This window comes from Sandaracinobacteroides hominis (assembly GCF_016464365.1).
Lineage (GTDB): Bacteria > Pseudomonadota > Alphaproteobacteria > Sphingomonadales > Sphingomonadaceae > Sandaracinobacteroides > Sandaracinobacteroides hominis.
The window spans coordinates 554,225-575,820 of record NZ_JADCUC010000001.1 but is presented as its reverse complement, the minus strand read 5'-3'; the positions used below and the strand labels follow the sequence as shown (position 1 = coordinate 575,820).

Here is a 21,596-nt window from a genome sequence, read left to right as displayed (position 1 = left end):
GGTCGCAGTCGCGGTTAGCATTCAAATGTGCGTTTGCTTTGCGGCGCCATTCCGCAGGATTCGTCCTGTTCATTTCGTTCCAGGGAACCCAAGATGACTGATCAAGTCGAGCATAATGACCTGTTGGCGCTAACCGCCGACATTGTTTCCAGCCATGTCGCGAACAACAGCGTTGCCGTGAACGATTTGCCGCAGCTGATTCAGAACGTGTATGCCACGCTTTCCGGCCTCTCCACACCGCAGAAGGCCCCGGAAGTGCGTCCGGAACCGGCCGTTCCAGTGCGCCAGTCCATCAAGCCGGACTATATTGTCTGCCTGGAGGACGGAAAGAAGCTGAAGATGCTGAAACGTCACTTGATGACGGCTTATGGCATGACGCCTGACGACTATCGCGCCAAGTGGGGCTTGCCCGCAGACTATCCGATGGTCGCGCCCAACTATGCCGAATCCCGTCGCCAGCTGGCGAAGTCGATCGGTCTCGGCACTGCCCGCAGCCGGGCAACCAAGAAGAAGTGACCTTCAAGGGCCCGGCATGGTCGTGCCGGGCCACCCTCCGCCGCTGCGCGCGGCCGCAACGGCCGGCAAGGCTTGCCTTGCCCCGCAAGTCCCGACCCTCTATCTCTCGTCGAACGGTTCCCGGGCCGCCCGGGGCTGCCCCGGGGACAGACCGGCAGGTAAGCGACAGGTGGAAGCATGACTGGTACAATCGACATCGAAGCCTTGTGCCATGCCAAGGGCCTCCGCATCACCGAACAGCGGCGCGTCATCGCGCGTGTGCTGTCCGATGCGCGCGATCATCCTGATGTAGAGGAGCTGCACCGCCGTGCCTCTGCCGTGGACAAGGGCATTTCCATTGCCACCGTCTATCGCACCGTCCGTCTCTTCGAAGAGGCCGGCATCCTGGAGCGGCACGATTTCCGCGACGGTCGCTCTCGCTATGAGCCGACGCCGGAAGAGCATCACGATCACCTGATCGACATCGAATCCGGCAATGTCGTCGAATTCCATGACGATGCGCTGGAAAAGCTCCAGCAGGAAATCGCCGATCGGCTGGGTTACCGCCTCGTCGACCATCGGCTCGAACTTTACGGCGTTCCTTTGAAAAGGCAGAACTGATCCTGCCTATGCGGGAGCTCGCACCAGTCAACTGGACCGCTGATCGCCCTTACGGCCACCGAAAACTGACGACCGAGCCGTTCCAGCGCCTCGGGCCGCTGAAGTCGGTCGCCGGTGCGTTGGCGGCTACCGGCACGCTCCTGCCCCCTGCCTTCGCGCGCAAGATGCTCGATCATGGGAACGCCGGCGGCATACCCATGCTCTGGCACAAGGCGCTCAGCCGTTCGCTGGGCGTGCGTTCGAAGCTTTCGGGAAAGCCCGCTGACGGCTCCGTTCTCTATGTCTCCAACCACATCTCCTGGCTGGATATTCCCGTGATCGGCAGCCACCTGCGCGCGTCGTTCGTCGCGAAATCTGAGGTGGGGGAAATGGGCATCGTCGGCATGCTCGCCGATATCCAGCAGACCATCTATGTCGAGCGCGAGCAGCGGCAAAAGGCCGGCGCCCAGGCCATCGGAATCAAGGAGCGGCTGAAGGCCGGCGACAACATCATCCTCTTTCCGGAAGGCACCAGCAACGACGGCGTGCATGTGCTGCCGTTCAAGAGCAGCCTGTTTGCCGTGGTGGAGGGAGCGGATGTGGAGCAGGTGCGCATCCAGCCGGTTTCCATCGCCTATACCCATCTGAATGGTCTGCCGTTGACGCGGCACCGGATGATGGACATCGCATGGGTCGGCGACATGGACCTTGGCGCGCATGCCTTTGACCTGATGCGGCTTGGCCGGATAGAGGCGCGGATCCAGTGTCACGAGCCTGTTCACCGGGCGGACTTCAGGGATCGCAAAGCACTCGCACGCCACTGCCATGCCGTGGTAACGCAAGGATATAGGAAGATGATGCGAGGTCAGATTTGATGCGAACATTCGCAGTCAAGTCATTTGGATGCCAGATGAATGTCTATGATGCCGAACGGATGGGCGAAGCGCTCCAGGCCGACGGCATGGTCGAATCCGACGAGCTTTCTGCCGACATCCTGGTGCTCAACACCTGCCATATCCGCGAAAAGGCGGCCGAGAAGCTGTATTCGGAGATAGGCCGCATAGCCGCGCGCGCAGCCGATGCCGGCGAAAAGCGCCCTGTCATTGCCGTGACCGGCTGCGTCGCACAGGCCGAGGGCGCCGAAATCCTGAAGCGCACCAAGGCGGTCGATCTGGTCGTCGGCCCGCAGGCCTATCATCGCCTGCCCGATCTGCTGAAGCAGCAGGAGGCGGGCGCGCGCGGGATCGTCGATCTGGATATGCCGGCCAGCCCGAAGTTCGACGCGCTCCCGGCCCGCCGCAAGCGCGGACCGAGCGCCTTTCTGACGGTGCAGGAAGGCTGCGACAAGTTCTGCGCCTTCTGCGTGGTGCCGTACACCCGTGGCGCGGAAGCATCCCGGCCGCTGGACGCCATCCTGTCCGAGGCTCGTGAACTGGCCGAAGGCGGCGCCCGCGAAATCACCTTGCTGGGCCAGAACGTCAACGCCTGGGCCGATGGCAACCGGCATTTCGGCGATATGGTGGCCGCCATCGCCGCCATCGATGGCGTCAGCCGCGTGCGCTACACGACCAGTCATCCGCGCGATGTGACGGAAGCGATGGTGCGGGCGCACGCCGATATTCCGCAGATGATGCCCTATCTGCATCTGCCGGTGCAGTCCGGCTCCAACCGCATCCTGGCGGCGATGAACCGCAAGCATGATCGCGCCTTTTACATGGGGCTCATCCAGCGCTTCCGCGACGCGCGACCGGATTTGGCGATCACGTCGGATTTCATCGTCGGTTTTCCCGGCGAAACCGAAGAGGATTTTGCCGACACGCTCTCCATCGTCGAGGAAGTCGGGTATGCGCAGGCGTTCAGCTTCAAATACTCGCCGCGGCTGGGAACGCCCGCCGCCGAGCGGAACGATCAGGTGCCGGAAGAGGTGAAGGCGGAGCGTCTGCAACGGTTGCAGGCGCTGATTTCTGCAAAATCGCTTGCGTTCAACCGTCGCATGGTCGGTCAGCGCTGCGAAATCCTGATTGAACGCCGCGGAAAGTTTGCCGGCCAGTGGATCGGAAAATCACCCTGGCTGCAATCAGTGGTGGTGACGAATCCGGAATTGAAGATAGGTGATCTCGTGCAAGTGGAGCTGGTTTTCGCCGGCCCAAACAGCCTGGAAGGACAGGAATTGACGCCAGTGATCGAGCCCGCATGGTAAAGCGCCACAGCGACATCGCCGAGCGCGAGGCGCAGACCCCCGGCCGTTCGCGGCTCGAACTGGAGTTTGACAGGCCAGCCCTGCTGGGAGCGCTGTTCGGCCAGTTCGATCAGAATCTGATCACGCTGGAAAATCGCCTGGGCGTCTATATCGCGGCGCGCGGCAACAAGGTGGCTGTGGAGGGTGAACCATCCGGCATCGCCCGCGCCCGCGACGTCCTCACCGATCTCTACGCCCGTCTCGAGCGCGGCATGGCGGTCGACAGCGGCGACGTCGAAGCGGCGATCACCATGACGGCCGACGCCTCGACGGAAGGGCTCGCCGTGGAAGCCGGCGGTCCGCCGGCGATGATCCGCACCCGCCGCAAGACCATCATGGCCCGCACCGCGACCCAGGCGCAATATATCCAGCAGCTTGGCCGCTCGGACGTGATCTTCGCGCTCGGGCCGGCCGGCACCGGCAAGACCTACCTCGCCGTCGCACAGGCGGTCAGCCAGCTGGTTGCGGGTTCGGTGGATCGCCTGATCCTGTCACGCCCGGCGGTCGAGGCGGGCGAACGGCTCGGATTCCTGCCCGGCGACATGAAGGAAAAGGTCGATCCCTACCTCCGCCCGCTCTACGATGCGCTTTACGACATGCTCCCGTCCGAGCAGGTGGAGCGGCGTATCGCCAGCGGCGAGATCGAGATCGCCCCGATCGCCTTCATGCGCGGGCGCACGCTGGCGCACGCCTTCGTCATCCTCGATGAAGCGCAGAACACCACGCCCCTGCAGATGAAGATGTTCCTCACCCGCTTCGGCGAAGGCAGCCGGATGGTGATCTGCGGAGACCCCAACCAGGTCGATCTTCCCGATCCGAGCAAGAGCGGGCTGGCCGACGCCGTCGCCCGTCTGGACGGCATCCAGGGCATCGCGGTGCAGCGCTTCACTTCGAAGGACGTCGTGCGCCATCCGATCGTTGGCAAGATCGTCGACGCCTATGAGGGGCCGAATGCTTGACGTCGATTGCGACATAGTCGCCGGAGACTGGGACGAACGCTTCGACTGGGAAGGTCTGGCGGCTCGCGCCGTCTCGGCAGCGCTGTCGGGCGCGGGCTATGCGCACCTGCTCTCCGATAGCGACCTGCACGCCGAAGTCTCCGTGCGCCTCTCCGACGACGCGGAAGTGCAGCGGCTGAACCGCGACTATCGCGGCAAGGACAAGCCTACAAACATCCTCAGCTTCCCCATGCATGGCGTGGAGGAACTGTCGGCGTGGGTCGAGGCAGGGGAGGGCGACCTTCTCCTTGGCGACCTGGCGCTGGCAGAGGAAACCACCGCCCGGGAAGCAGCGGAGAAATCGATCAGCGTCGCGGACCATGTAACGCATCTTCTGGTACATGGAACGTTGCACCTTCTGGGACACGACCATCAGGACGACAGGACGGCAGACGACATGGAAGCACTGGAAACCCGCATCCTCGCCGGGCTGGGGATCGCAGACCCCTATGCAGATGATCCTGCCCCGGTGGATGAACGATCATGAGCGACCCCTCCCCTAGAAGCGCGGACGGCAACAGTTTCTGGTCTGCTGTCCGCGACCTCCTGCACCTGAAGCCGTCCAACACGCTTCGGGAATCCATCGAAGAAGCCATAGACGAACACCGTAGCGACGACGCCCATCCCGACGATCTGGATCAGGACGAGCGCACCATGCTGCGGAACATGCTCCACCTTTCCGAGCTGCGGGTGGGCGATGTGGCAGTCCCCCGCTCAGACATCATCGCCATCGCGCAAGATTGCGATTTCGCCGCCATCGTCGCCAGCTTCCGCGAAGCTGGCCACAGCCGCCTGCCGGTCTATGCGGGCAAGCTGGATTCGGTGGTGGGCATGCTGCATGTGAAGGATGTCTATTCCGTTATCGCCGACCGCTTCGGCGCAAAGGGCAGGCAGCCGGATCTGCCCACCATTCCGGATCTCATCCGCCCGGTTCTCTATGTGCCGCCATCGATGCCGGTGGTGGATCTGCTCACGGAAATGCGCCGGGAACGCACCCACATGGCCATCGTCGTCGACGAATATGGCGGCACCGACGGCCTGGTCACCATCGAGGACATCGTCGAGGAAATCGTCGGCGATATCGAGGACGAGCATGACGACGCCGAAGTGGCGATGCTGGAGCGCCTGCCGGACGGCCGCATAGAGGCGGACGCGCGGCTCGATCTCGACGATCTGGAAAAGGAACTCGGCACCAGCTTCATCGACGAAGAGCTGGGCGACGAAGTCGATACGCTGGGCGGATTGTCCTTCCTGATCGCCGGCCGGGTCCCCGAAGCAGGGGAAAAACTGCAGCACCGCAACGGCTGGACGATCGAGGTCGCCGCCAGCGACGGCCGACGCGTCGAAAAATTGCTGCTGCACCCGCCAGTCGGGCAGGCCGCCGCAGAGGCTTAGCCTGCCAGCAGGTTGTGCCGTTTCATGGCGTGCCGAAGCTGATCGTAGCTGAGCCCCAAGACCTGTGCCGCCCGCCGCTGGTTGTGGCGGCTGGCGGCCAGCGCCTGCTCCAGCAGCTTGCGTTCATAGATGGCAACCGCGCCGCGGAAGTCGGCTGGCGCTTCGGCTTCGGGTTGTTGCCCGGTTTCCGCCACCGCCTCTGCCTTCCATACGGGCGGCTTCGGCGCTTCACCGGTAAAGGCGCCCTTCGGCCTCCAGGGGCTTTCAAACGGATCGAGGTCCAGCGCCCCCACCGGCCTGTCCGGTTCGCCCCAGCGGTAAACGGCGCGCTCCACGGCATTCTTCAGCTCACGGACATTGCCCGGCCACTCATGCGCTTCCAGATCTTCCAGAAAAGGTTGGGAAAAACCTGGAAACTGGCGCCAGCCCAGTTCTGAGGCCATCCGCCTGCCAAAAAAGTCCGCAAGCGGCCGGATATCTTCGATCCGGGCCCGCAGCGGGGGCAGCGTGATGACTTCGAACGACAGGCGGTCCAAAAGATCGGCGCGAAACTTCCCAGTCGCCGCCAGACGCGGCAGATCCTCGTTGGTCGCCGCCACTACCCGCACATCCACATTGACGATGCGCGTGCTGCCCAACCGGGTCAGTTCGCCATATTCCACCACCCGCAGCAGCCGTTCCTGCCCGGCGGCGGTCAGCGTGCCGACTTCGTCCAGAAACAGCGTTCCGCCATCGGCCTCCTCGAAACGGCCTGCGCGCGCCTTCACCGCACCGGTAAAGGCGCCCGCTTCATATCCGAACAGCTCGGCATCCAGCAGCGTTTCCGGCAAGGCGGCGCAATTCAGACTGACCAGCGGCTCTTCCCAGCGCGGCGACAGCCTGTGCAGACGCTCGGCGATCATTTCCTTGCCGGTTCCGCGCTCGCCCACCACCAGCACCGGGCGGCTCAGCTGCGCTGCAGCGCTCGCGCGTTCGACGGCATCCAGAAAGGGGCCGGACTGGCCGATAAGCTGGGTAGGTTTCTCAGGCATTCGGGGAAGATAGCCATGTTGGGATTCAATGCCAATAGTTGGCAATTCATGCGAAAAAGCAGCGCCAACTTGAAATGCTTCCATTGATCAACCCATTGAAAATACAGGATGAAATTTCCGCATCCGAATTGGCACGGAAGCTGCATTACCAACCTCGAAGAAACAGGAGGAACCAGATGCGCCGCCCCGAACCCATCCAATTCAAGTCGCCGAAGTTTGCGGCACTTGCGATGTTCGTGGGGAGCGCCTTGCTGCTGCTGGCATCCGGGCCGGCCGCAATTGCGTTGCAATCCCCGTCTGCAGTCAGTCCCAAGGCGTCCTTCGATGTCCTTTGAGCAGTCGGAGCCTGGTTCGGGCGGGGCGCTTATCCCCTCTCTCGCGTCCCCGCCCGAGCCGGTTTTCAGGATCATTTCCGAACCGGAATACGCTATACCGAACGAATATTCTGAGGAGTTGAAAATGGGTATCTTCTCTCGCGCCCGGGACATCATCCAGGCCAACGTCAACGATCTTCTGGACCGCGCCGAAGACCCGGCGAAGACCATCCGCCTCGTGATCATGGAAATGGAAGAGACGCTGGTCGAAGTCCGTGCTTCGGCCGCCCGCACCATCGCCGACCAGAAGGAGATGCGCCGCACCATCCTGAAGCTGGAGCAGGCGCAGTCCAACTGGTCGGAAAAGGCTGAGCTGGCGCTTTCCAAGGACCGCGAAGATCTCGCCGCTGCTGCCCTCACCGAAAAGCAGAAGGTCGGCCAGACCGCTCTGATGCTCCGCTCGGAAGTCGATGTGCTGGAAGAGCAGCTCCGCGCCCATGAGGACGATATCGGCAAGCTGGAAGCCAAGCTGCGCGAAGCCCGCTCGCGGCAGAACGCTCTCCTCACCCGCCTGGAGTCGGCGCAGAACCGCGCCCGTGTCCGCGCCATGACTCGCGGCGCCCGTGTCGAGGAAGCCTTCTCGCGCTTCGAGCTGATCGAGCGCCGCGTCGACATGGCGGAGGGCAGGGCAGAGGTTTACGATCTCGCCCCCGTTCCGAAGACGCTGGAAGAAGAGCTTTCCGAGCTTCGTTCGTCCGATGCCGTCGCCGCCGAGCTGGCCGAGCTCAAGGCCAAGATGCAACAGCGCCACTAACCTTACATCTAAACAAAGGGGTATAAGCCATGGAAGATGTAGCTGGTTATTTTGTCGCCGCGACGATTGTCGGAATGCTGTTCATCGGCCTTCCCTGGCTGATCCTGCACTACACGACCAAGTGGAAACAGGCGAAGACGCTGACCATTCAGGACGAAAACCTGCTGGACGAGCTGCACGATATCGCCCGTTCGCTGGACAGCCGCATGCATACGATCGAGCGGATCATTGCCGCAGACCGCAGCGAGCCAGGCCGGCCGGCCGAGCGCTACCCCGAGCCACGTTTCATCGAGAATGCACCCGAATACGGCAATGTGGAGCTGCACCCGCAAGCCCGTCGCCTCGACCCATCTCGCTGAGTTAAGATTACAACTAACGACAACAAACAGCTGAATTCGGAAGGATATTCGAAATGGCACGCCGTACCGGTTTCTATCTCGACAAGCGCGAAGGCAAGTTCCTGGGCGTCTGCGCCGGGATCGCCGACTACACCGGCTTCGATGTACTCTGGATCCGTGTTGGCTTTGCTCTTGCAGCCGTATTCGGAAGTGGCTTCCCGCTGATCGCCTATTTCATCATCGCCTGGGTGGCCGACAGCAAGCCTGGCAGTGTCTATGCGCAGGAAGATGCCGATCCGGAGGATCGCCGCTTCTGGCAAAAGACCCGCGCCGCGCCCGGTCGCTCCATCCGCGAGGTGCGTTCCAGCTTCCGTGACATCGATCGCCGCCTGCGCGATATCGAGCTGCAGTATACCAGCCCGCAGCACAAGCTCGCACGCGAAATCGATGAACTTCGCTAAGCGATAGAAACAAAACAGGGAATATCGAAATGTTCAACTCGCCCTTCATCGTGCCCGTCATTGCGCTGATGATCCCGATCGTTGCGATCATCATGAAGAACTGGCGCCATGTGCAGGACCGGAAGATGGATCTCATGGCGAATGCAGCGACCGACGTTTCGGTCGCCGCCCAGGCCCGGATCGAGAAGCTGGAAGCCCGCATCGCCGTGCTGGAGCGCATCGCCACCGACAAGCGCCTGTCGCTCGCCGACGAAATCGACAACCTCGCGACGGAGCGCCTGACCAAGAGCAGCGCGCGGCCGCATCTCGACCAATAAGGATAGACGGCAATGGAATTCCTCACCTCTCCCGCCTTCGCGGTCGTCGGTATCGCCGGCATGATCGGATGGGTGTTCACCACCTGGCTGCGGGTGAAGCATGGCTATCCACTGGAAGGCAGCTGGGGGCAGACATTGAAGCCCACCCAAACCAACGAGCAGATGGAACGGCTGAAGCTGCTGACGACGGAAAACGCCCAGCTGCAGGCCGAGCTTGGCGCGCTGAAGGATCGCGTGCACACGCTGGAGCGTATCGCCACCGACGGCGGTAACCGCCTCAGCCGCGAAATCGAAGACCTGCGGCACTGACAGGCCGCAACAGGGGAGCAGGAAGATGGATTTCTGGGAAGCCGTAGTCCTCATCGTCGCCATCGTGGTGATCGGACGGGTGATGAGCGGCGGGCGCTGGAACAAGGAAACGCGCCGATGGGAGAAGAATTCCCCTGACAATCCCTATGCGCGGATGGGCGGCATCGCCAACGACGAGGTGCCGATTCTGCGCAAGGAAATCGCCAGGTTGAACGACCGGGTCGCCACGCTGGAAAAGATTGCCGTCGATCCGTCGCGCCAGCTCTCCGACGAAATCGAACGGCTGCGCGCTATTCCAAAGGCCGCCCGCCCGGACGAACAACGCCCGCACGTCTGACCGCATGCAAGCAGCCATGTCCCCGCCGGAACTTCCTTTCGGCGGGGACATGCTTTATGCCCGGCCCATGTTGCCAGCCTTTTCAGACATCGAAGCCGAATGGGACGCCGCCCTCGATTGGGACGAGCGCTACGCCTATCTGATTGCGCTCGGCCGCAGCCTGGAGCCGATGGAAGCCGCACTGAAAACGGCCGCGACCAAGGTTCCCGGCTGTTCGGCGAACGTCTGGGTCTACCCGATCCACGACAGTGAAACCTTGCGCTTCCAGGCTGACAGCGACGCCGCCATAACCAAGGGCATCGTTGCGCTGGTTGTCGCGATGGCAGAGGGAAAAACGCCTGGGCAGGTTCTCACGACCGATTTCCAAGGCGCGATCGATCGCCTCGGCCTGCGCCAGCATCTATCCTCCAACCGCACCCAGGGCCTTCCCAACATGATCGCACGGGTACGCGAAGCAGCCTCCCGGCTAGCCGCGTGACAAAGCCGCAGTTGACCGACGAGGAGCGCATGCGCCGGTTCGTCAACAAGTTCATGGAAACCGTGCCGCATCTGCAGGCACTGGGCATCGGCTATGTGGCAAGCGGGTCGAACTGGGCCGAACTGCAGATGCCCTACGCACCGCAACTGGTCGCCTACCCGGACACCGGCGTCATCGCCTCGGGCGCCATCTTCTCGCTGATGGATTCCGCGGCAGGTTTCTCGGTGGTTGTGGCGCGGGGTCGCATGGAACCGCACGCCACACTGGATCTGCGCTGCGACTATCTGCGTCCCGCGCGGCCCGGTGAAACGGTGATCGGCCGGGCGGAATGTTACAAGCTGACCAAGCGGGTAGCCTTCGTGCGCGGCATTGCCCACGATGGCGACCCGGAGCACCCGATCGCCCACGTCGCGGGCACGTTCATGTTCACCGCTGCGGAAGCCCAATCGTGAACGCGCTGCCCCCCTATGCAACGATGCTGGGCCTCAGCCGCCACGGCAGCGGCTTCCGCATGCCGTTTTCCTACCACCTGATCGGTTCGCCCGGTCGCTTGCACGGCGGAGCACTGGCAGGGCTGATGGAGATTGTGGCCAACGCCACGGTGCGCGACGCATTGGACGACAGCAGCGCGCAGCTGAAGCCGGTCAATGTAACGGTCGACTATCTGCGCGAGGGCGCCATCGAGGACACCTACGCCGAGGCCTTCATCATGCGGATGGGCCGCAGGGTCGCGAATGTGCGGGTAGAAGCCTGGCAGGCCGACAGGGCGCGGGTGATCGCAGCCGCCCGGATGAATATCCTGATTGTTCGCGCCTGAGCCATATCTGTGGGACCCTGCTCAGGGGTCGACTTCAGCCTTCGCGGCAACCGCATCGACAACGGAATCGCTGAAAATACCGTCGATGCCAATGGCCATGAACGCCTTGATTTCCTTGACGGCATCGCCGCGCGCGGCTGGATCGGTTCCCTTGCGCATATCCGGCGGCAGGAAGTAGTTTTCGGGCCGAAATGTCCACACATGGACGGAGAGCCCGGCCTTGTGCGCATCCGCAACCAGCGACGTCGGTGCCCCCGGCAGTCCGTCAGCCTGCCTGGGAAACAGCATGGCCTTCTCCACGCCAATGGCATCCGCATAGGATGCGATTGCCTTCAGACCGGCGGGCCTGGCCATCTCCGCGTAGGTGCTTCCCGGCTGGTCGGCCGGGCCTCCGTCCGACGCCATCAGCTGCACGAGCCGAACGGAGGTTTTCGCCCGCAGCCGCCGCAGATTTCCCACCTCGAAGCTCTGTATGAAGACCGGGCTTTCCCGCTGGTTCAGGTCATGCGCGGCGAGGGACTTCAGCAGCGCCTCCTCCAGCGGCAATCCGATGGAGCGGAAGTAGCTGGGATGCTTGGTCTCGGGATACACACCTATCGGGCGGCCACGCGCCTTGCCTGCATCCCGTGCCAATCTCAGGACTTCCTCGAACGTGGGAATCCCTTCCATTCCATCGAACCTGGCGTTTCCCGGGCGAAGCTGCGGGAGCCGTTCGCGGGCCTTCAATGTCTTGAGCTCCGAGAGCGTGAAATCCTCCGTAAACCAGCCGGTTACTTCAGTTCCTTCAATCGTCTTTCTGGTCTTTCGAGCTGCAAACTCAGGCCGGCTTGCGACATCGGTCGTCGAGCCAATCTCATTCTCATGCCGTGCTACAAGCTGTCCGTCCCTGGTGCTCACCAGATCGGGCTCGATGAAATCCGCCCCCTCAGCGATCGCGAGGCGGTAGGCCATCAGCGTGTGTTCGGGCCGCTCCGCTGATGCCCCCCTGTGCGCAATGATGATGGGGGAAGCGGACATGGCGCTAGCAGACCAGACAAGGGGGAGGAAAACCAGAGCGCGCAGCAGGCGAAACATGTGCATAGCCTGTTTTGACAGCCGCGTGTTTCAATTCAGCTTTTGCGACCCATCTCGACCATGGAGCGCGCGCTTTCCGAAAACTTGCGCACCGCGGCCTCATCCTTTGAAGTGGTTTCAGCTGTCTGTGGCACGGCGATGCCGCGCTGAACGGCAGGTCTTTCGGAAATCGCCCGATGCCAGCGCGCCATATTCTCGTAAGGCTCCGGGTCCACACCAGACCAGCGAGCCGTCCGCGTCCAGCACCAATTGGCTATATCTGCAATTGAGTAATCGCCTGCAAGCCACTGATTTCGGCCCAATTGTTTGTCCAAAACGCCGAACAGCCGCTTCACCTCGCCGTGATATCGATCGATAGCCGGCTGAATGCGTTCCGGAAAATAGCGATAGAACACATTCGCTTGCCCCATCATCGGCCCAATCCCGCCCATCTGAAACATCAGCCACTGCGTCACAAGGCTCTTGCCCTTTGCGTCTGTGGGCATAAGTTGTCCGTATTTTTCAGCCAGATACAACAAGATGGCGCCAGATTCGAAGACAGGAAACCCATCGTCGACGATCACGGGAATCCGCCCATTCGGGTTCAGGCCCAGAAATTCCGGGGATTTCTGCTCACCTTTCATCAGGTCGATCGTGTGGACCTGATAGGGGAGCCCCAACTCCTCCAGCGTGACCGAAACCTTGTAACCATTGGGTGTGGCAGACGTGTAAAGCTGGATCATGGGACATCTCTTTCGATGATCGAAAGGAGCCTATCGCATTCACGACCCTCCGGAACACATATTTCTGCGAGGATGCCTCTGCGCAAAGCTGCAGCCGAGGTTCAAACCGCGGTTGCGCCGATGGGTTCGCGCCGATCGGTAACGACGAAGGAACATGCTGCGCAGGCATGGGCACCCTCCTGCCCATGCCACCTGCAGATCGGGCGCAGGCTGCAGCGGGGCAGGGGGGTGCTACCGGCTTCCGGGGCAATATCGCGCAGCACGCGCTTTATCACGCCGCATTCGCTGCCGGTCCACTGGGCACAATCCCCCTCCACGCAGCTCCCGGCGAACCGGAAACGCTGCTCGGGAGGCCCATTCGCGGAAACCGCATCGACAAACGACTGATCCAGTTCGATCGGCGTACCCAATCGTTCAACGCGATCTCCGTTTATACGGCCATAGAGCAGGTTCCCGGGTTCAGCGCGCGCGCTGGGACATGCCCGCCCGAGCTTCTCGTTCCCATGCACCAACGGATCGAAGTTCTAGCCGAACTTGGCCTGCGCGAACTTCTCGAACCCTTCCATCTCTTTTTCCCAGCTGGGTATGCCGCCCGTATGGATCAATTGCTTGATCCAGATTCCATACCAGCGCGGGTCGCGTATCCGCACCGGATCGAACACGGCATAGGGGCCGGTCGAAGCCGTATCCAGCTTGGCGAGCTCCCCAAGGGCCGCAGCCTGGATCGCATTGGCAATGCTGCGCTTCGCAGCCGAATCAAGCTTCAGATCTCCAAGATCAACGACGAACCTGTTGCTCATCATCCGTCTCCCCATTGGTTCGCAATCTGCCTACGCGAACCAATGGTAAATACACGTTAACGAATGAAAAATCAATTTCCATACCGTAACTTATGACAATTTTATCAATCAGAACATTCACTCGCGGTGCCGATACTAAACCTGCTGAGTCAGCCGCTTGGATGATAATGTGCGTAGACTGCCTCAGCGGTGGCGCGGTTTATGCCAGGCGCCTTCAGCAGATCCTCCAACGCCGCCGACTTTACCGCACGCGCCGTGCCGAAATGCATCAGCAGCGCCTTCTTTCGTCCGGGCCCAATACCGGGCACTTCATCCAGGGTTGAAACAGTCATCGCCTTTCCGCGCTTGCCCCGATGCGCTCCGATGGCAAAACGATGCGCCTCATCCCGCAGCCGCTGCAGGAAGAACAGCAGTGGATCGTTCGGCGGCAAACTCACCTCCCGCCCGTCGGGCAAGTGAAAAGTCTCCCGTCCGGCGTTCCGATCAGGCCCTTTGGAAATCGCAACCAGCGGCACATCATCGATACCCAGTTCCGCGAGTGCAGCCATCGAGGCCGACAGTTGCCCCTTGCCGCCGTCGATCAGCAGCAGATCGGGCCAATCCTCGCGCGCATCCCCCGATGACGCCTCCGTCTCGGCCTGAAGGCGCGCAAAGCGTCGCGTCAGCATCGCCCGCATCATTGCAAAGTCATCGCCGGGCGTCAGCGCTGCACCCTTCATATTATACTTGCGATACTGAGACTTAAGGAATCCCTCTGGCCCAGCAACGACCATGGCGCCCAGGGCATTGCTTCCTTGCACATGGCTGTTGTCATAGATTTCTATGCGTTCGGGGGCAGCCGGAAGCCCAAACAGCTCCGCCAGCGCTGCAAGATTTCGAAGCTGGGTGGTCGATTCCGCAAGGCGACGGTCGATCGCCTCGACCGCATTGCGACTCGCCTGTTCGACAAGCCGCTTCAGGTGCCCCCGCTGCGGAATGCGGATCTCTACCTTGCGTTCGGCACGGGTCCCAAGTGCCTCAGCCACCAGCTCCGCTTCCTCGATCGGGCGATCCAGCAGGATCAGGCGCGCCGGGACCAGATCCGCATAGAATTGGCCAAGAAATGCCGTCAGAATTTCCTCATCCGAAACTCCAGACACATGTGTTGGAAAAACAGCACGATGCCCCCAATTTTGACCACTCCGTATGAAGAAAATCTGCACGCAGGCGACCCCCTCGCGCGAAGCCATGGCGATAACATCCGCATCAACGGCATCCGTCTCCGCATTAATCGCCTGGCTGCCCTGGATGGCCGTCAGCGCCTTCAATCGATCCCGAAACACCGCGGCAATCTCGAAATCCCGCTGCTGGGCGGCCTCCGACATCCGCTCGCCCAGCTTCTTCTGCACCTGCTGGCTCTTTCCGGTGAGGAAAGAGCGCGCATCCTCCACGAGTTCCGCATAGGCGTCTTCCTGAATCCGGCCCGTACAGGGGGCCGAGCAACGCCGTATCTGGTACAGGAGACAAGGGCGCGTTCTGTTGGACATATAACTGTCAGAACATGACCTTAGAAGGAATACTTTCTGCAGTGCGTTAAGTGTGTTGTTGACCGCTCCAGCCGAGGCGAACGGGCCGAAATACTGCGTTTGCGGCTGCCGCGCGCCGCGATGCTTTGACAGCCTGGGAAAGGCATGCGCTTCGTTGAGAGAAATGAACGGGAAGCTCTTGTCGTCCCGCAGCAGCACATTATAGGCGGGCCTGAAGCGCTTGATCAGTTGCGCCTCCAGCAACAGCGCCTCCGCTTCCGATCTGGTCACGACGATTGTCATGCCGCGCGTCTGCGAGACCATGCGCTGCAAGCGCCGGGGCATCCGCGCAACCTGCGTATAGTTGAACACCCGCGCCTTCAGAGACCGCGCCTTGCCAACATACAGAACCTGGTCATGCTCATCCAGCATCCGGTAAACGCCCGGCTGACTGCCCAGAGTCGCCAGCGTGTTGCGAATGGCAGCGACGCCCGCCTCTAGATCGGGCCGGCTCGCCTTCACCGCATAGGCAGCCGCATCTTCCGCGAAACGGTCAGGGGAGCCCGGGAGTTTGGTATCGGGAGGGGACATCTTCGCCGATATGGCCCTCCACCCCCGCCCGCGGCAAGTGCGCAGCAGGTGAAAGGCCCTACCCGTTCAGAAGCGTGATGCTCATCCGGCGGTTGCGTGGGTCATAGGGATCGCGTGCAATTTGCGGTTCGGTGTCGGCCACCCCCTCCAGCCGCGAGAATCGCGCATTCGGAATTCCCGCGGCCGACAACTGGGCGCGTGTCGCCTCTGCACGGGCGGCGGACAGTATCCAGTTGTTCGAGGCACCCGACGGAAAGGGAAGGGAGTCCGTATGGCCACGAATGGCCAGCTTCTGCGGCAGCCCGTCAATGGCCTCCGTCACCACCCTCAACAGTTGCCGGGCCCGCGGGTCCAGATCGGAAGTCCCCGGCTTGAACATCGAATAGTCGCTGTTGTCGATCAGCTCGATCCGCAGCCCCTCCGGAACATGCTTGAACCGGATCTGCTTCTGCATTTCCTTCAGGCCCGGATCGCGCTGCATCCGCTTGCGGATCTCGCTTTCCACCTTGCGCAGCTGGCCGTCATCGGACTTCGCCGGCGATCGTGCCCCATTGGCGGTCTGGAACGGCGCCACCGGATTTATTCCGGCCCGGCGGGTATGCGGCGCAATCCCGTCCGGATCCTCCAGCGACCGACCGTTCAGTATGCCGTTGGAGCCGCCCGAACGATCCGACTGCATCACCGTCGGTGCAAAATAGTCGGCAATGCCCTTGCGCTGGTCCTCATTGGTGGCCCCCAGCAGCCACATCAGCAGAAAAAAGGCCATCATCGCCGTCACGAAATCGGCATAGGCGACCTTCCATGCGCCGCCATGGTGGCCCCCATGACCTTTTGACTTCACCTTCTTTACAAGGACTTCCGGCTCCGGAAGCGGCCCGAGCACCGTCACTAGCGACCTCTCACGCCTTCAAACACCTCGGTGAAGCCGGGCTGGTTCGCCGGGCTGATCGCCGTTCGCGCGGTTTCCAGCACGATGGGCTGCGGTTGATTGCGCATGGAGGCCAGGATCACCCGCCGGGCGACCTGATAGATCTCGGAATCCGCGTCGATGATGGCCTTCAGGCGGGCGGCCATCGGGCTGACGATGCCATAGGCCAGCAGCACGCCCAGAAAGGTGCCCACAAGCGCCGAGCCGATCATCGCGCCCAGCACTGACGGCGGCTGATCGATCGAGCCCATCGTCTTCACCACGCCCAGAACCGCGGCGACGATCCCCAGCGCCGGCAGCGCATCCCCCAGCGTCTGCAACTGCTCGGCAGGACGCATGGCATCGTGGTGATGGGTTTCGATCGCGGTCTCCAGCACATCCTCGATCGCGACGGAACTCACCGTGCCGGTGCTGACCACCAGCAGCCTTAGCGTGTCGCAGACCAGATGTGCGAAGAAGTGATCGTTCTGCAGCGCGGGATACTCCGCCCAGATAGACGATGCCCTCGGGTCCTCGACATGCTGTTCGATGGCGACCGCACCTTCAGCCTTCAGCAGGCGCATCAGCTTCACGGTCAGGAAGATGGCGGCAAGATACTCCTGCTTGCCAAATCGAGGGCCCTTTATGATCCGCCCGAAACCGCCACCCAGCTGCTTCAACGAGGTCATGTCGTTGGAAACGATCAGCGCCCCCACTGCCGCGCCGCCGATAATCAGCATTTCGTGCGGCAGCGCGTGCATCACCGGGCCAAGATTGCCGCCGGTCAGGGCGAAGCCGCCAAACACCATCGCCAGCAACACGACGATCCCGGCAATCGCCATCATGTCCCTGGCTCCTTGGGCTTGTTGGGGCTGGCTGACGTTGGTCAACGCCGGTTACGCGTCCACTCAGTGGCAGACTCTAGCAGTTACGGGCCGCGGGCAGCGCAGTTAAGCCGCAAACGGAATTAAGCGGCCTTGTCAGCCGAGGCGGTCGAAAAGCGTCCCGTCGAACACGCGGGAAAAGGCGCCCTGCGCCGCTGCGAGGCTCAACTTGAGCGCTTCCAGCTCCATCACTGCTGCCGTCATATCCAGCCCGTTGGTAGCTGCCAGCGCTTGCTTCGTCTGCAGCTTTGCCGCGGCAAGGCGATTGCCCTCCACCTCCAGCCGCGCACGCGCCGAGCCCAGCCGGGCTTGTCCTTCCGTCAACTGGTCATAGGCCTTCTCCATCCCGCCCAGCGATGCATCCATGCCCTGTTTGCGAAGCTCGGCATCCGGTTCCACCAGGGCATCCGCCAGCTTCTTCAGGCTGGCAAATGCGCCGTCCGTGTCCGAGCCGAACAGCGCCGGTCCGCGCAGCGGCGCGGCGCTCGCAACGCCGCTTCCCTCGGCGCCGGCTGCCGTGCCTCTCCCTTGCCATACCGCATTCCCGTCCGCGTCCAGCACATAGGCCGGTTCGGAACTGGTGGCGCCGGCAAAGACATGGCGCCCTGCTTCGTCGCGGGCATTCGCCGCCGAAAGCAGCTGCTCCTGCAACGCCTGAACTTCCCGCAGGATGATCTGCCGTTCTTCTGCCGAGATCGTTCCGTTTGCCGCGCTCAGCGCCAGCTCTCTCGCCCGAACCAGTGCATCCCCGGCGGTATTCACGGCGGTTTCGGCAAGCGAAAGCCGGGAATCCGCACGATCGAGGCTCCTTTGATCGGAGTTCAGCTGCTTCTCCAGCCGCACCAGCAGGGCAGCCCGGTTCGCAGCTGCCGGTTCTTCCGAAGGCGTGGAGAAGCGCTCGCCCGTCGCCATCTGGCTGCTCAACTGGGACAGCCGGTCTTCCAGCGCCCCCATCCTCCCGGCCTGTACCGGAATAGGGGATCGGCTGTTAACCATGACCGGGCTCGGCATAGGGGAATTCCTCAGTTGGCGGCAGCAAGGATGGCGTCGAAGGTCTCCCGCGCCATCTGGATGATGCGGGCGTTGGCCTGGAAGGCTTGCTGAAGCCGCAGCATTTCGGCTGCTTCGCTATTGAGATCGACGCCGGACATGTCCGTCAGAGCCTCCGCCGCGCGATTGCGCGCCTCGGTTGCGACAGTCGCCCTGTTGCGCGTGGCGGCGAGTTGCACGGCAATGCTGCTGATCATCAGGTCATGCTGGTCCGCCAGCGTTCCTGCCGGCCCCGCGGTATCCTTCAGCGCCAGCAAGGCCGTCGCGTTGCCGTTCCCGGCCGACCCGGGGGCGGTCCTGTCGATCGAGAAGCTGTCACCGTCCACGAGAGCGCCGGTCACCCGCACCTCGAAGCCGTCCCCGATCATCCAGCCGCCGGCCGGCCCATTTGCCAGAACCGTGCCCAGGCTGTCGCTCAGCTGCAGCGACCCATCGGCAAGCGACGCAACGTTGAAGGGCGGCGTTGCAGGGACGGCCAAGGCGCTGCCGATCCGCAGCTCGACCTTGCCTTCCCCGACATTTGACTGGGCCGGCTCAGCGGTATAGCGGGCAGAAGCCGCAACCTGAACCGCAGACAAAGGCCGAAGGTGCAGGGCCGAAGCCGGCCGTTCCGCGCCGATGCGGAACAGGTCTCCGGCACGCGCGTCGCCAATGGCGCTGATGCTTGTCCCGTCCAGCGACAAGGGGAGGGCGCCTGAAACGCTGCCCAGCAGATCGTCGCGCGCCAGCGTCCATTGCGTGCCGTCAAAGCTCAGCGTCATCGCCATCGCCGATGCGCCGTCAGCCACCGATGCGCTCACCCGGGCAGCGCTGCCGTTAGCCGTAGCGGCAGTGACGCGCGGCACTCCCAGCGCAAACAGGTCTCCGCCGTCCGCGCCAGACAGGTCGACGCCTTGCTGGTGGACAGCGTTGAAATCCTCTGACACCCGCACCGCAAGCGCATCCAGATGATCGCGGGCCTGCCCGAGATAGGTTCGCGAGACGGACAGCCCGGCCAGTATGCCTGAAACCAGGGTAGCGGGTTCGTCCGCTCCCTTCGGACCGATGCGCAATTCGAAGCCACCGGCGGAGGGCAAGATCCGCGCCGAAGCAGAACTCGTCCCGGAAACCAGCAGCGGACCGCCGGCATCCGGTATGCGCACATGCGCCTGCCCCTGCACGTCGATCGTCACGTCCACGCCGACGATCGTGGCGATCTTTGCCAGCACCCGGTCGCGCTCATCCTGCAGGGTAACGGAAGCGCCACTGCCCGCCGGCGCCCGACGCAGCTGGCCGTTGATCTCGGCAAGGCCCTGGGCAAGGTCGGTCAGCGTCTCCGCCTCCACCTGCGCTTCCAGTTGCAGGTTCGAATCCAGCTTTTCCAGCTCTGCGGCGCTGTCGTTGAAACGGTCCGCAACGGCATCGGCATTGGCCAGGAATGCCGAGCGCACGGCGAGATTCGCAGGATCGCTGGCGAGGTCCGACAGGCTGGAGAACAAATCGCTGAGCGGGGCATCCAACGCATTCGGCCCGGACAGCGTGGCCTCGACGGCGGTCAGCCAGCGTTTCGTTGCATCGAGCGCCGAAACATCCGCATCCGCCCGGCGCAACGTATCCACCCGCAGCAGGTCAATGGCGCGCTCCACCCCCACCAGCTTCACGCCGTTTCCCGGCCTGGGATCGAGCTCCAGCGGCCCCGGAAGCCCGCCAAGCACGGCAGGCGCCAGAGTCGATGTGCGCCGGACATGCCCCGGGGTCGAGGCATTGGCGACATTGTCGGCCACGGTTTCCAATGCGCGGGAATAGGCGCGCACGCCGGATTGGGCGATCGCCAGCAGGTCGCTCATGATTTGCCGCCCAGCAGCTGCTGAAGCCCGAACGGATTGGATTTCGACAAATCTGCCGCAAGCGCCTGATCGGCAATCGATCTCGCATCGGCCATCGGTCCACCGCTCTCCGGTCTGGCCGCCGCGAGGATCTTCTCCAGCATCAACGCTTCGAAGCCTGCAGCGGCCTTGCGCAGCGTTTCGCCGTCATTCCCCGCGACGGCCCCGGTCAGTTCAATTGCGTTCGTCATATCACCACCAGCTCCGCCCGCAGGGCGCCCGCTTCCTTCAAGGCTTCCAATATGGCCACCAGGTCGCCGGGAGCGGCGCCAAGGCGGTTCACCGAATCGACGATATCGGACAGACGCGCACCGGGCGCGAACATCGCCATCCGGGCGGGAGATTCCCCGGCTCGCACGTCGGATTGGGGCGTCACGGCCGTATCCCCGCGGCGGCTGAATGGCGCTGGCTGAGATACTTGCCAGTTCTCGCTTACCGTTAATGTGAGATTTCCATGGGCCACTGCTGCCGGCAGCACGCGCACGTCTCCGCTGATCACGACCGTGCCCGTTCGCGCATTCACGACCACCCGTGCGGCGGGGGCAGAGGGTACGATCGACAGGCTCTCGATCCGGGCCGCCAGCGCCACCCGCTCGCGAACGCCCTCGGGCGAGGTGATTTCGATGGAAACGGCATCGACCGCCCGCGCAATCGGTCCGAACTGCTGGTTCACCCCATCGGCCACGGCCTGCGCCGTCGAAAAGCTGGGGGCGACAAGATCCAGCAGCATCGGCCCGGACGCGGCGAACGGGGAGGGGACTTCGCGCTCTACTGTGGCGCCGCCCGGTATCCGGCCAGAAGTCGGGGTGTTCACCACAACGCGCGATCCATCTGCCCCCTCGGCTCCAAAGCCGCCGACCGTCAGATTGCCCTGTGCCAGGGCATAGGTTTCCGCGTCGGCGCCCTTCAACGGCGCAAGCAGCAGCGTTCCCCCACGCAAGGATTTCGCCCGGCCAAGCGCGGAAATCGTCACATCGATCCGCTGCCCGGGCTTCGCGAAGGGCGGCAGTTCCGCCGTCACCATCACGGCTGCGGCGTTCTTGAGCGCCGGATTGACGCCCGGCGGAAGCTGCACGCCCATCGCCGAAGCAGCAGAGCGCATCGATTGCACCGTATAGGCAAGATTATCGTCGCCCGTGCCCGGCAGGCCAACAACCAGCCCGTATCCGACAAGGCTGTTCGCCCGAACCCCCTGAAACCGGGCCAGATCCTTGATCCGCGACGGCTGCATCGCCTGCGCTTGCGCCGGATACAG

The 21,596-nt window shown here is 62.9% G+C and carries 28 protein-coding genes; 17 read left to right on the top strand and 11 right to left on the bottom strand.

The features are described from left to right. Positions 1 to 93: 93 nt before the first annotated feature. The 7 genes from IM784_RS02955 (at position 94) to IM784_RS02925 (ending at position 5,727) form a co-directional block, all read left to right on the top strand. On the top strand, positions 94 to 516 hold the full coding sequence (locus tag IM784_RS02955) for a MucR family transcriptional regulator (RefSeq protein ID WP_199553771.1): 423 nt from the start codon (positions 94 to 96) through the stop codon (positions 514 to 516). A gap of 177 nt (positions 517 to 693) precedes the next feature. Next, positions 694 to 1,116 carry a Fur family transcriptional regulator gene (locus tag IM784_RS02950; RefSeq protein WP_199553770.1) on the top strand — a complete coding sequence of 141 codons (423 nt, stop codon included), beginning with the start codon at positions 694 to 696 and terminating at the stop codon, positions 1,114 to 1,116. An 8-nt stretch (positions 1,117 to 1,124) separates the two neighbouring features. Then, on the top strand, positions 1,125 to 1,970 hold the full coding sequence (locus tag IM784_RS02945) for a lysophospholipid acyltransferase family protein (protein WP_199553769.1): 846 nt from the start codon (positions 1,125 to 1,127) through the stop codon (positions 1,968 to 1,970). After that, entirely contained in the window at positions 1,970 to 3,295 is a 1,326-nt protein-coding gene (gene miaB / locus IM784_RS02940; protein ID WP_199553768.1) for a tRNA (N6-isopentenyl adenosine(37)-C2)-methylthiotransferase MiaB, read from the top strand. The genes IM784_RS02945 and miaB overlap by 1 nt, the downstream gene beginning before the upstream one ends. Then, positions 3,289 to 4,293, top strand: a complete 1,005-nt coding sequence (locus IM784_RS02935; RefSeq protein ID WP_199553767.1) for a PhoH family protein — start codon at positions 3,289 to 3,291, stop codon at positions 4,291 to 4,293. The genes miaB and IM784_RS02935 overlap by 7 nt, the downstream gene beginning before the upstream one ends. Then, the gene (ybeY, locus tag IM784_RS02930) at positions 4,286 to 4,819 is read left to right on the top strand and encodes an rRNA maturation RNase YbeY (RefSeq protein WP_199553766.1); all 534 of its coding nucleotides are present in this window, start codon (positions 4,286 to 4,288) and stop codon (positions 4,817 to 4,819) included. Before IM784_RS02935 ends, ybeY begins: the two co-directional genes overlap by 8 nt. Then, on the top strand, positions 4,816 to 5,727 hold the full coding sequence (locus tag IM784_RS02925) for a hemolysin family protein (RefSeq protein WP_199553765.1): 912 nt from the start codon (positions 4,816 to 4,818) through the stop codon (positions 5,725 to 5,727). Before ybeY ends, IM784_RS02925 begins: the two co-directional genes overlap by 4 nt. Here the strand turns inward: IM784_RS02925 and pspF are convergent. Further along, entirely contained in the window at positions 5,724 to 6,758 is a 1,035-nt protein-coding gene (gene pspF, locus IM784_RS02920) for a phage shock protein operon transcriptional activator (protein WP_199553764.1), read from the bottom strand. The two genes, IM784_RS02925 and pspF, sit on opposite strands and share 4 nt — an antisense overlap. A gap of 74 nt (positions 6,759 to 6,832) precedes the next feature. Here pspF and IM784_RS02915 point away from each other — a divergent pair, with 74 nt between their 5' ends. From IM784_RS02915 to IM784_RS02870, 10 genes are all read left to right on the top strand, one after another. After that, positions 6,833 to 7,093, top strand: a complete 261-nt coding sequence (locus IM784_RS02915) for a hypothetical protein (protein ID WP_207791639.1) — start codon at positions 6,833 to 6,835, stop codon at positions 7,091 to 7,093. A gap of 124 nt (positions 7,094 to 7,217) precedes the next feature. After that, positions 7,218 to 7,886 (top strand): phage shock protein PspA, encoded by a 669-nt coding sequence (gene pspA / locus IM784_RS02910; RefSeq protein ID WP_199553762.1) that lies wholly within the window; start codon positions 7,218 to 7,220, stop codon positions 7,884 to 7,886. 29 nt (positions 7,887 to 7,915) lie between these two features. Continuing rightward, positions 7,916 to 8,245 (top strand): envelope stress response membrane protein PspB, encoded by a 330-nt coding sequence (gene pspB, locus IM784_RS02905; protein ID WP_199553761.1) that lies wholly within the window; start codon positions 7,916 to 7,918, stop codon positions 8,243 to 8,245. Positions 8,246 to 8,298: 53 nt separating this feature from the next. Next, on the top strand, positions 8,299 to 8,685 hold the full coding sequence (gene pspC, locus IM784_RS02900; protein WP_199553760.1) for an envelope stress response membrane protein PspC: 387 nt from the start codon (positions 8,299 to 8,301) through the stop codon (positions 8,683 to 8,685). 29 nt (positions 8,686 to 8,714) lie between these two features. Further along, on the top strand, positions 8,715 to 9,002 hold the full coding sequence (locus IM784_RS02895; protein WP_199553759.1) for a hypothetical protein: 288 nt from the start codon (positions 8,715 to 8,717) through the stop codon (positions 9,000 to 9,002). Between the two features lie 12 nt (positions 9,003 to 9,014). Then, positions 9,015 to 9,311, top strand: coding sequence for a hypothetical protein (locus tag IM784_RS02890; protein WP_199553758.1), 297 nt, complete (start codon positions 9,015 to 9,017; stop codon positions 9,309 to 9,311). A 25-nt stretch (positions 9,312 to 9,336) separates the two neighbouring features. Continuing rightward, a complete protein-coding gene (locus IM784_RS02885) occupies positions 9,337 to 9,648 on the top strand; it encodes a hypothetical protein (protein ID WP_199553757.1) in 312 nt (103 codons plus the stop codon). Between the two features lie 16 nt (positions 9,649 to 9,664). Further along, the gene (locus tag IM784_RS02880; protein ID WP_199553756.1) at positions 9,665 to 10,126 is read left to right on the top strand and encodes a SufE family protein; all 462 of its coding nucleotides are present in this window, start codon (positions 9,665 to 9,667) and stop codon (positions 10,124 to 10,126) included. Positions 10,127 to 10,137: 11 nt separating this feature from the next. Next, complete coding sequence (locus tag IM784_RS02875) at positions 10,138 to 10,578, top strand: PaaI family thioesterase (RefSeq protein ID WP_328799427.1); 441 nt, start codon at positions 10,138 to 10,140, stop codon at positions 10,576 to 10,578. Beyond that, positions 10,575 to 10,943, top strand: a complete 369-nt coding sequence (locus tag IM784_RS02870; RefSeq protein ID WP_328799426.1) for a PaaI family thioesterase — start codon at positions 10,575 to 10,577, stop codon at positions 10,941 to 10,943. The genes IM784_RS02875 and IM784_RS02870 overlap by 4 nt, the downstream gene beginning before the upstream one ends. 21 nt (positions 10,944 to 10,964) lie before the next feature. Here the strand turns inward: IM784_RS02870 and IM784_RS02865 are convergent, their stop codons facing one another. From IM784_RS02865 to IM784_RS02820, 10 genes are all read right to left on the bottom strand, one after another. After that, positions 10,965 to 12,023 (bottom strand): glycerophosphodiester phosphodiesterase, encoded by a 1,059-nt coding sequence (locus IM784_RS02865; protein ID WP_199553755.1) that lies wholly within the window; start codon positions 12,021 to 12,023, stop codon positions 10,965 to 10,967. A gap of 29 nt (positions 12,024 to 12,052) precedes the next feature. Further along, entirely contained in the window at positions 12,053 to 12,739 is a 687-nt protein-coding gene (locus IM784_RS02860) for a glutathione S-transferase family protein (protein ID WP_199553754.1), read from the bottom strand. A 524-nt stretch (positions 12,740 to 13,263) separates the two neighbouring features. Further along, entirely contained in the window at positions 13,264 to 13,542 is a 279-nt protein-coding gene (locus IM784_RS02855) for a hypothetical protein (protein WP_199553753.1), read from the bottom strand. Positions 13,543 to 13,688: 146 nt separating this feature from the next. Continuing rightward, the gene (uvrC, locus tag IM784_RS02850; protein ID WP_199553752.1) at positions 13,689 to 15,635 is read right to left on the bottom strand and encodes an excinuclease ABC subunit UvrC; all 1,947 of its coding nucleotides are present in this window, start codon (positions 15,633 to 15,635) and stop codon (positions 13,689 to 13,691) included. 58 nt (positions 15,636 to 15,693) lie between these two features. Beyond that, a complete protein-coding gene (locus IM784_RS17530; protein ID WP_328799425.1) occupies positions 15,694 to 16,524 on the bottom strand; it encodes a flagellar motor protein MotB in 831 nt (276 codons plus the stop codon). Then, on the bottom strand, positions 16,524 to 17,387 hold the full coding sequence (gene motA, locus IM784_RS02840) for a flagellar motor stator protein MotA (RefSeq protein WP_199553751.1): 864 nt from the start codon (positions 17,385 to 17,387) through the stop codon (positions 16,524 to 16,526). Before motA ends, IM784_RS17530 begins: the two co-directional genes overlap by 1 nt. A 135-nt stretch (positions 17,388 to 17,522) precedes the next feature. Next, entirely contained in the window at positions 17,523 to 18,437 is a 915-nt protein-coding gene (locus IM784_RS02835; protein WP_199553750.1) for a flagellin N-terminal helical domain-containing protein, read from the bottom strand. An 11-nt stretch (positions 18,438 to 18,448) separates the two neighbouring features. Next, a complete protein-coding gene (locus IM784_RS02830; protein ID WP_199553749.1) occupies positions 18,449 to 20,302 on the bottom strand; it encodes a flagellar hook-associated protein FlgK in 1,854 nt (617 codons plus the stop codon). Continuing rightward, a complete protein-coding gene (locus IM784_RS02825) occupies positions 20,299 to 20,532 on the bottom strand; it encodes a hypothetical protein (RefSeq protein WP_199553748.1) in 234 nt (77 codons plus the stop codon). The genes IM784_RS02830 and IM784_RS02825 overlap by 4 nt, the downstream gene beginning before the upstream one ends. After that, the gene (locus tag IM784_RS02820) at positions 20,529 to 21,572 is read right to left on the bottom strand and encodes a flagellar basal body P-ring protein FlgI (protein WP_408015276.1); all 1,044 of its coding nucleotides are present in this window, start codon (positions 21,570 to 21,572) and stop codon (positions 20,529 to 20,531) included. Before IM784_RS02820 ends, IM784_RS02825 begins: the two co-directional genes overlap by 4 nt. Positions 21,573 to 21,596: the final 24 nt, after the last annotated feature.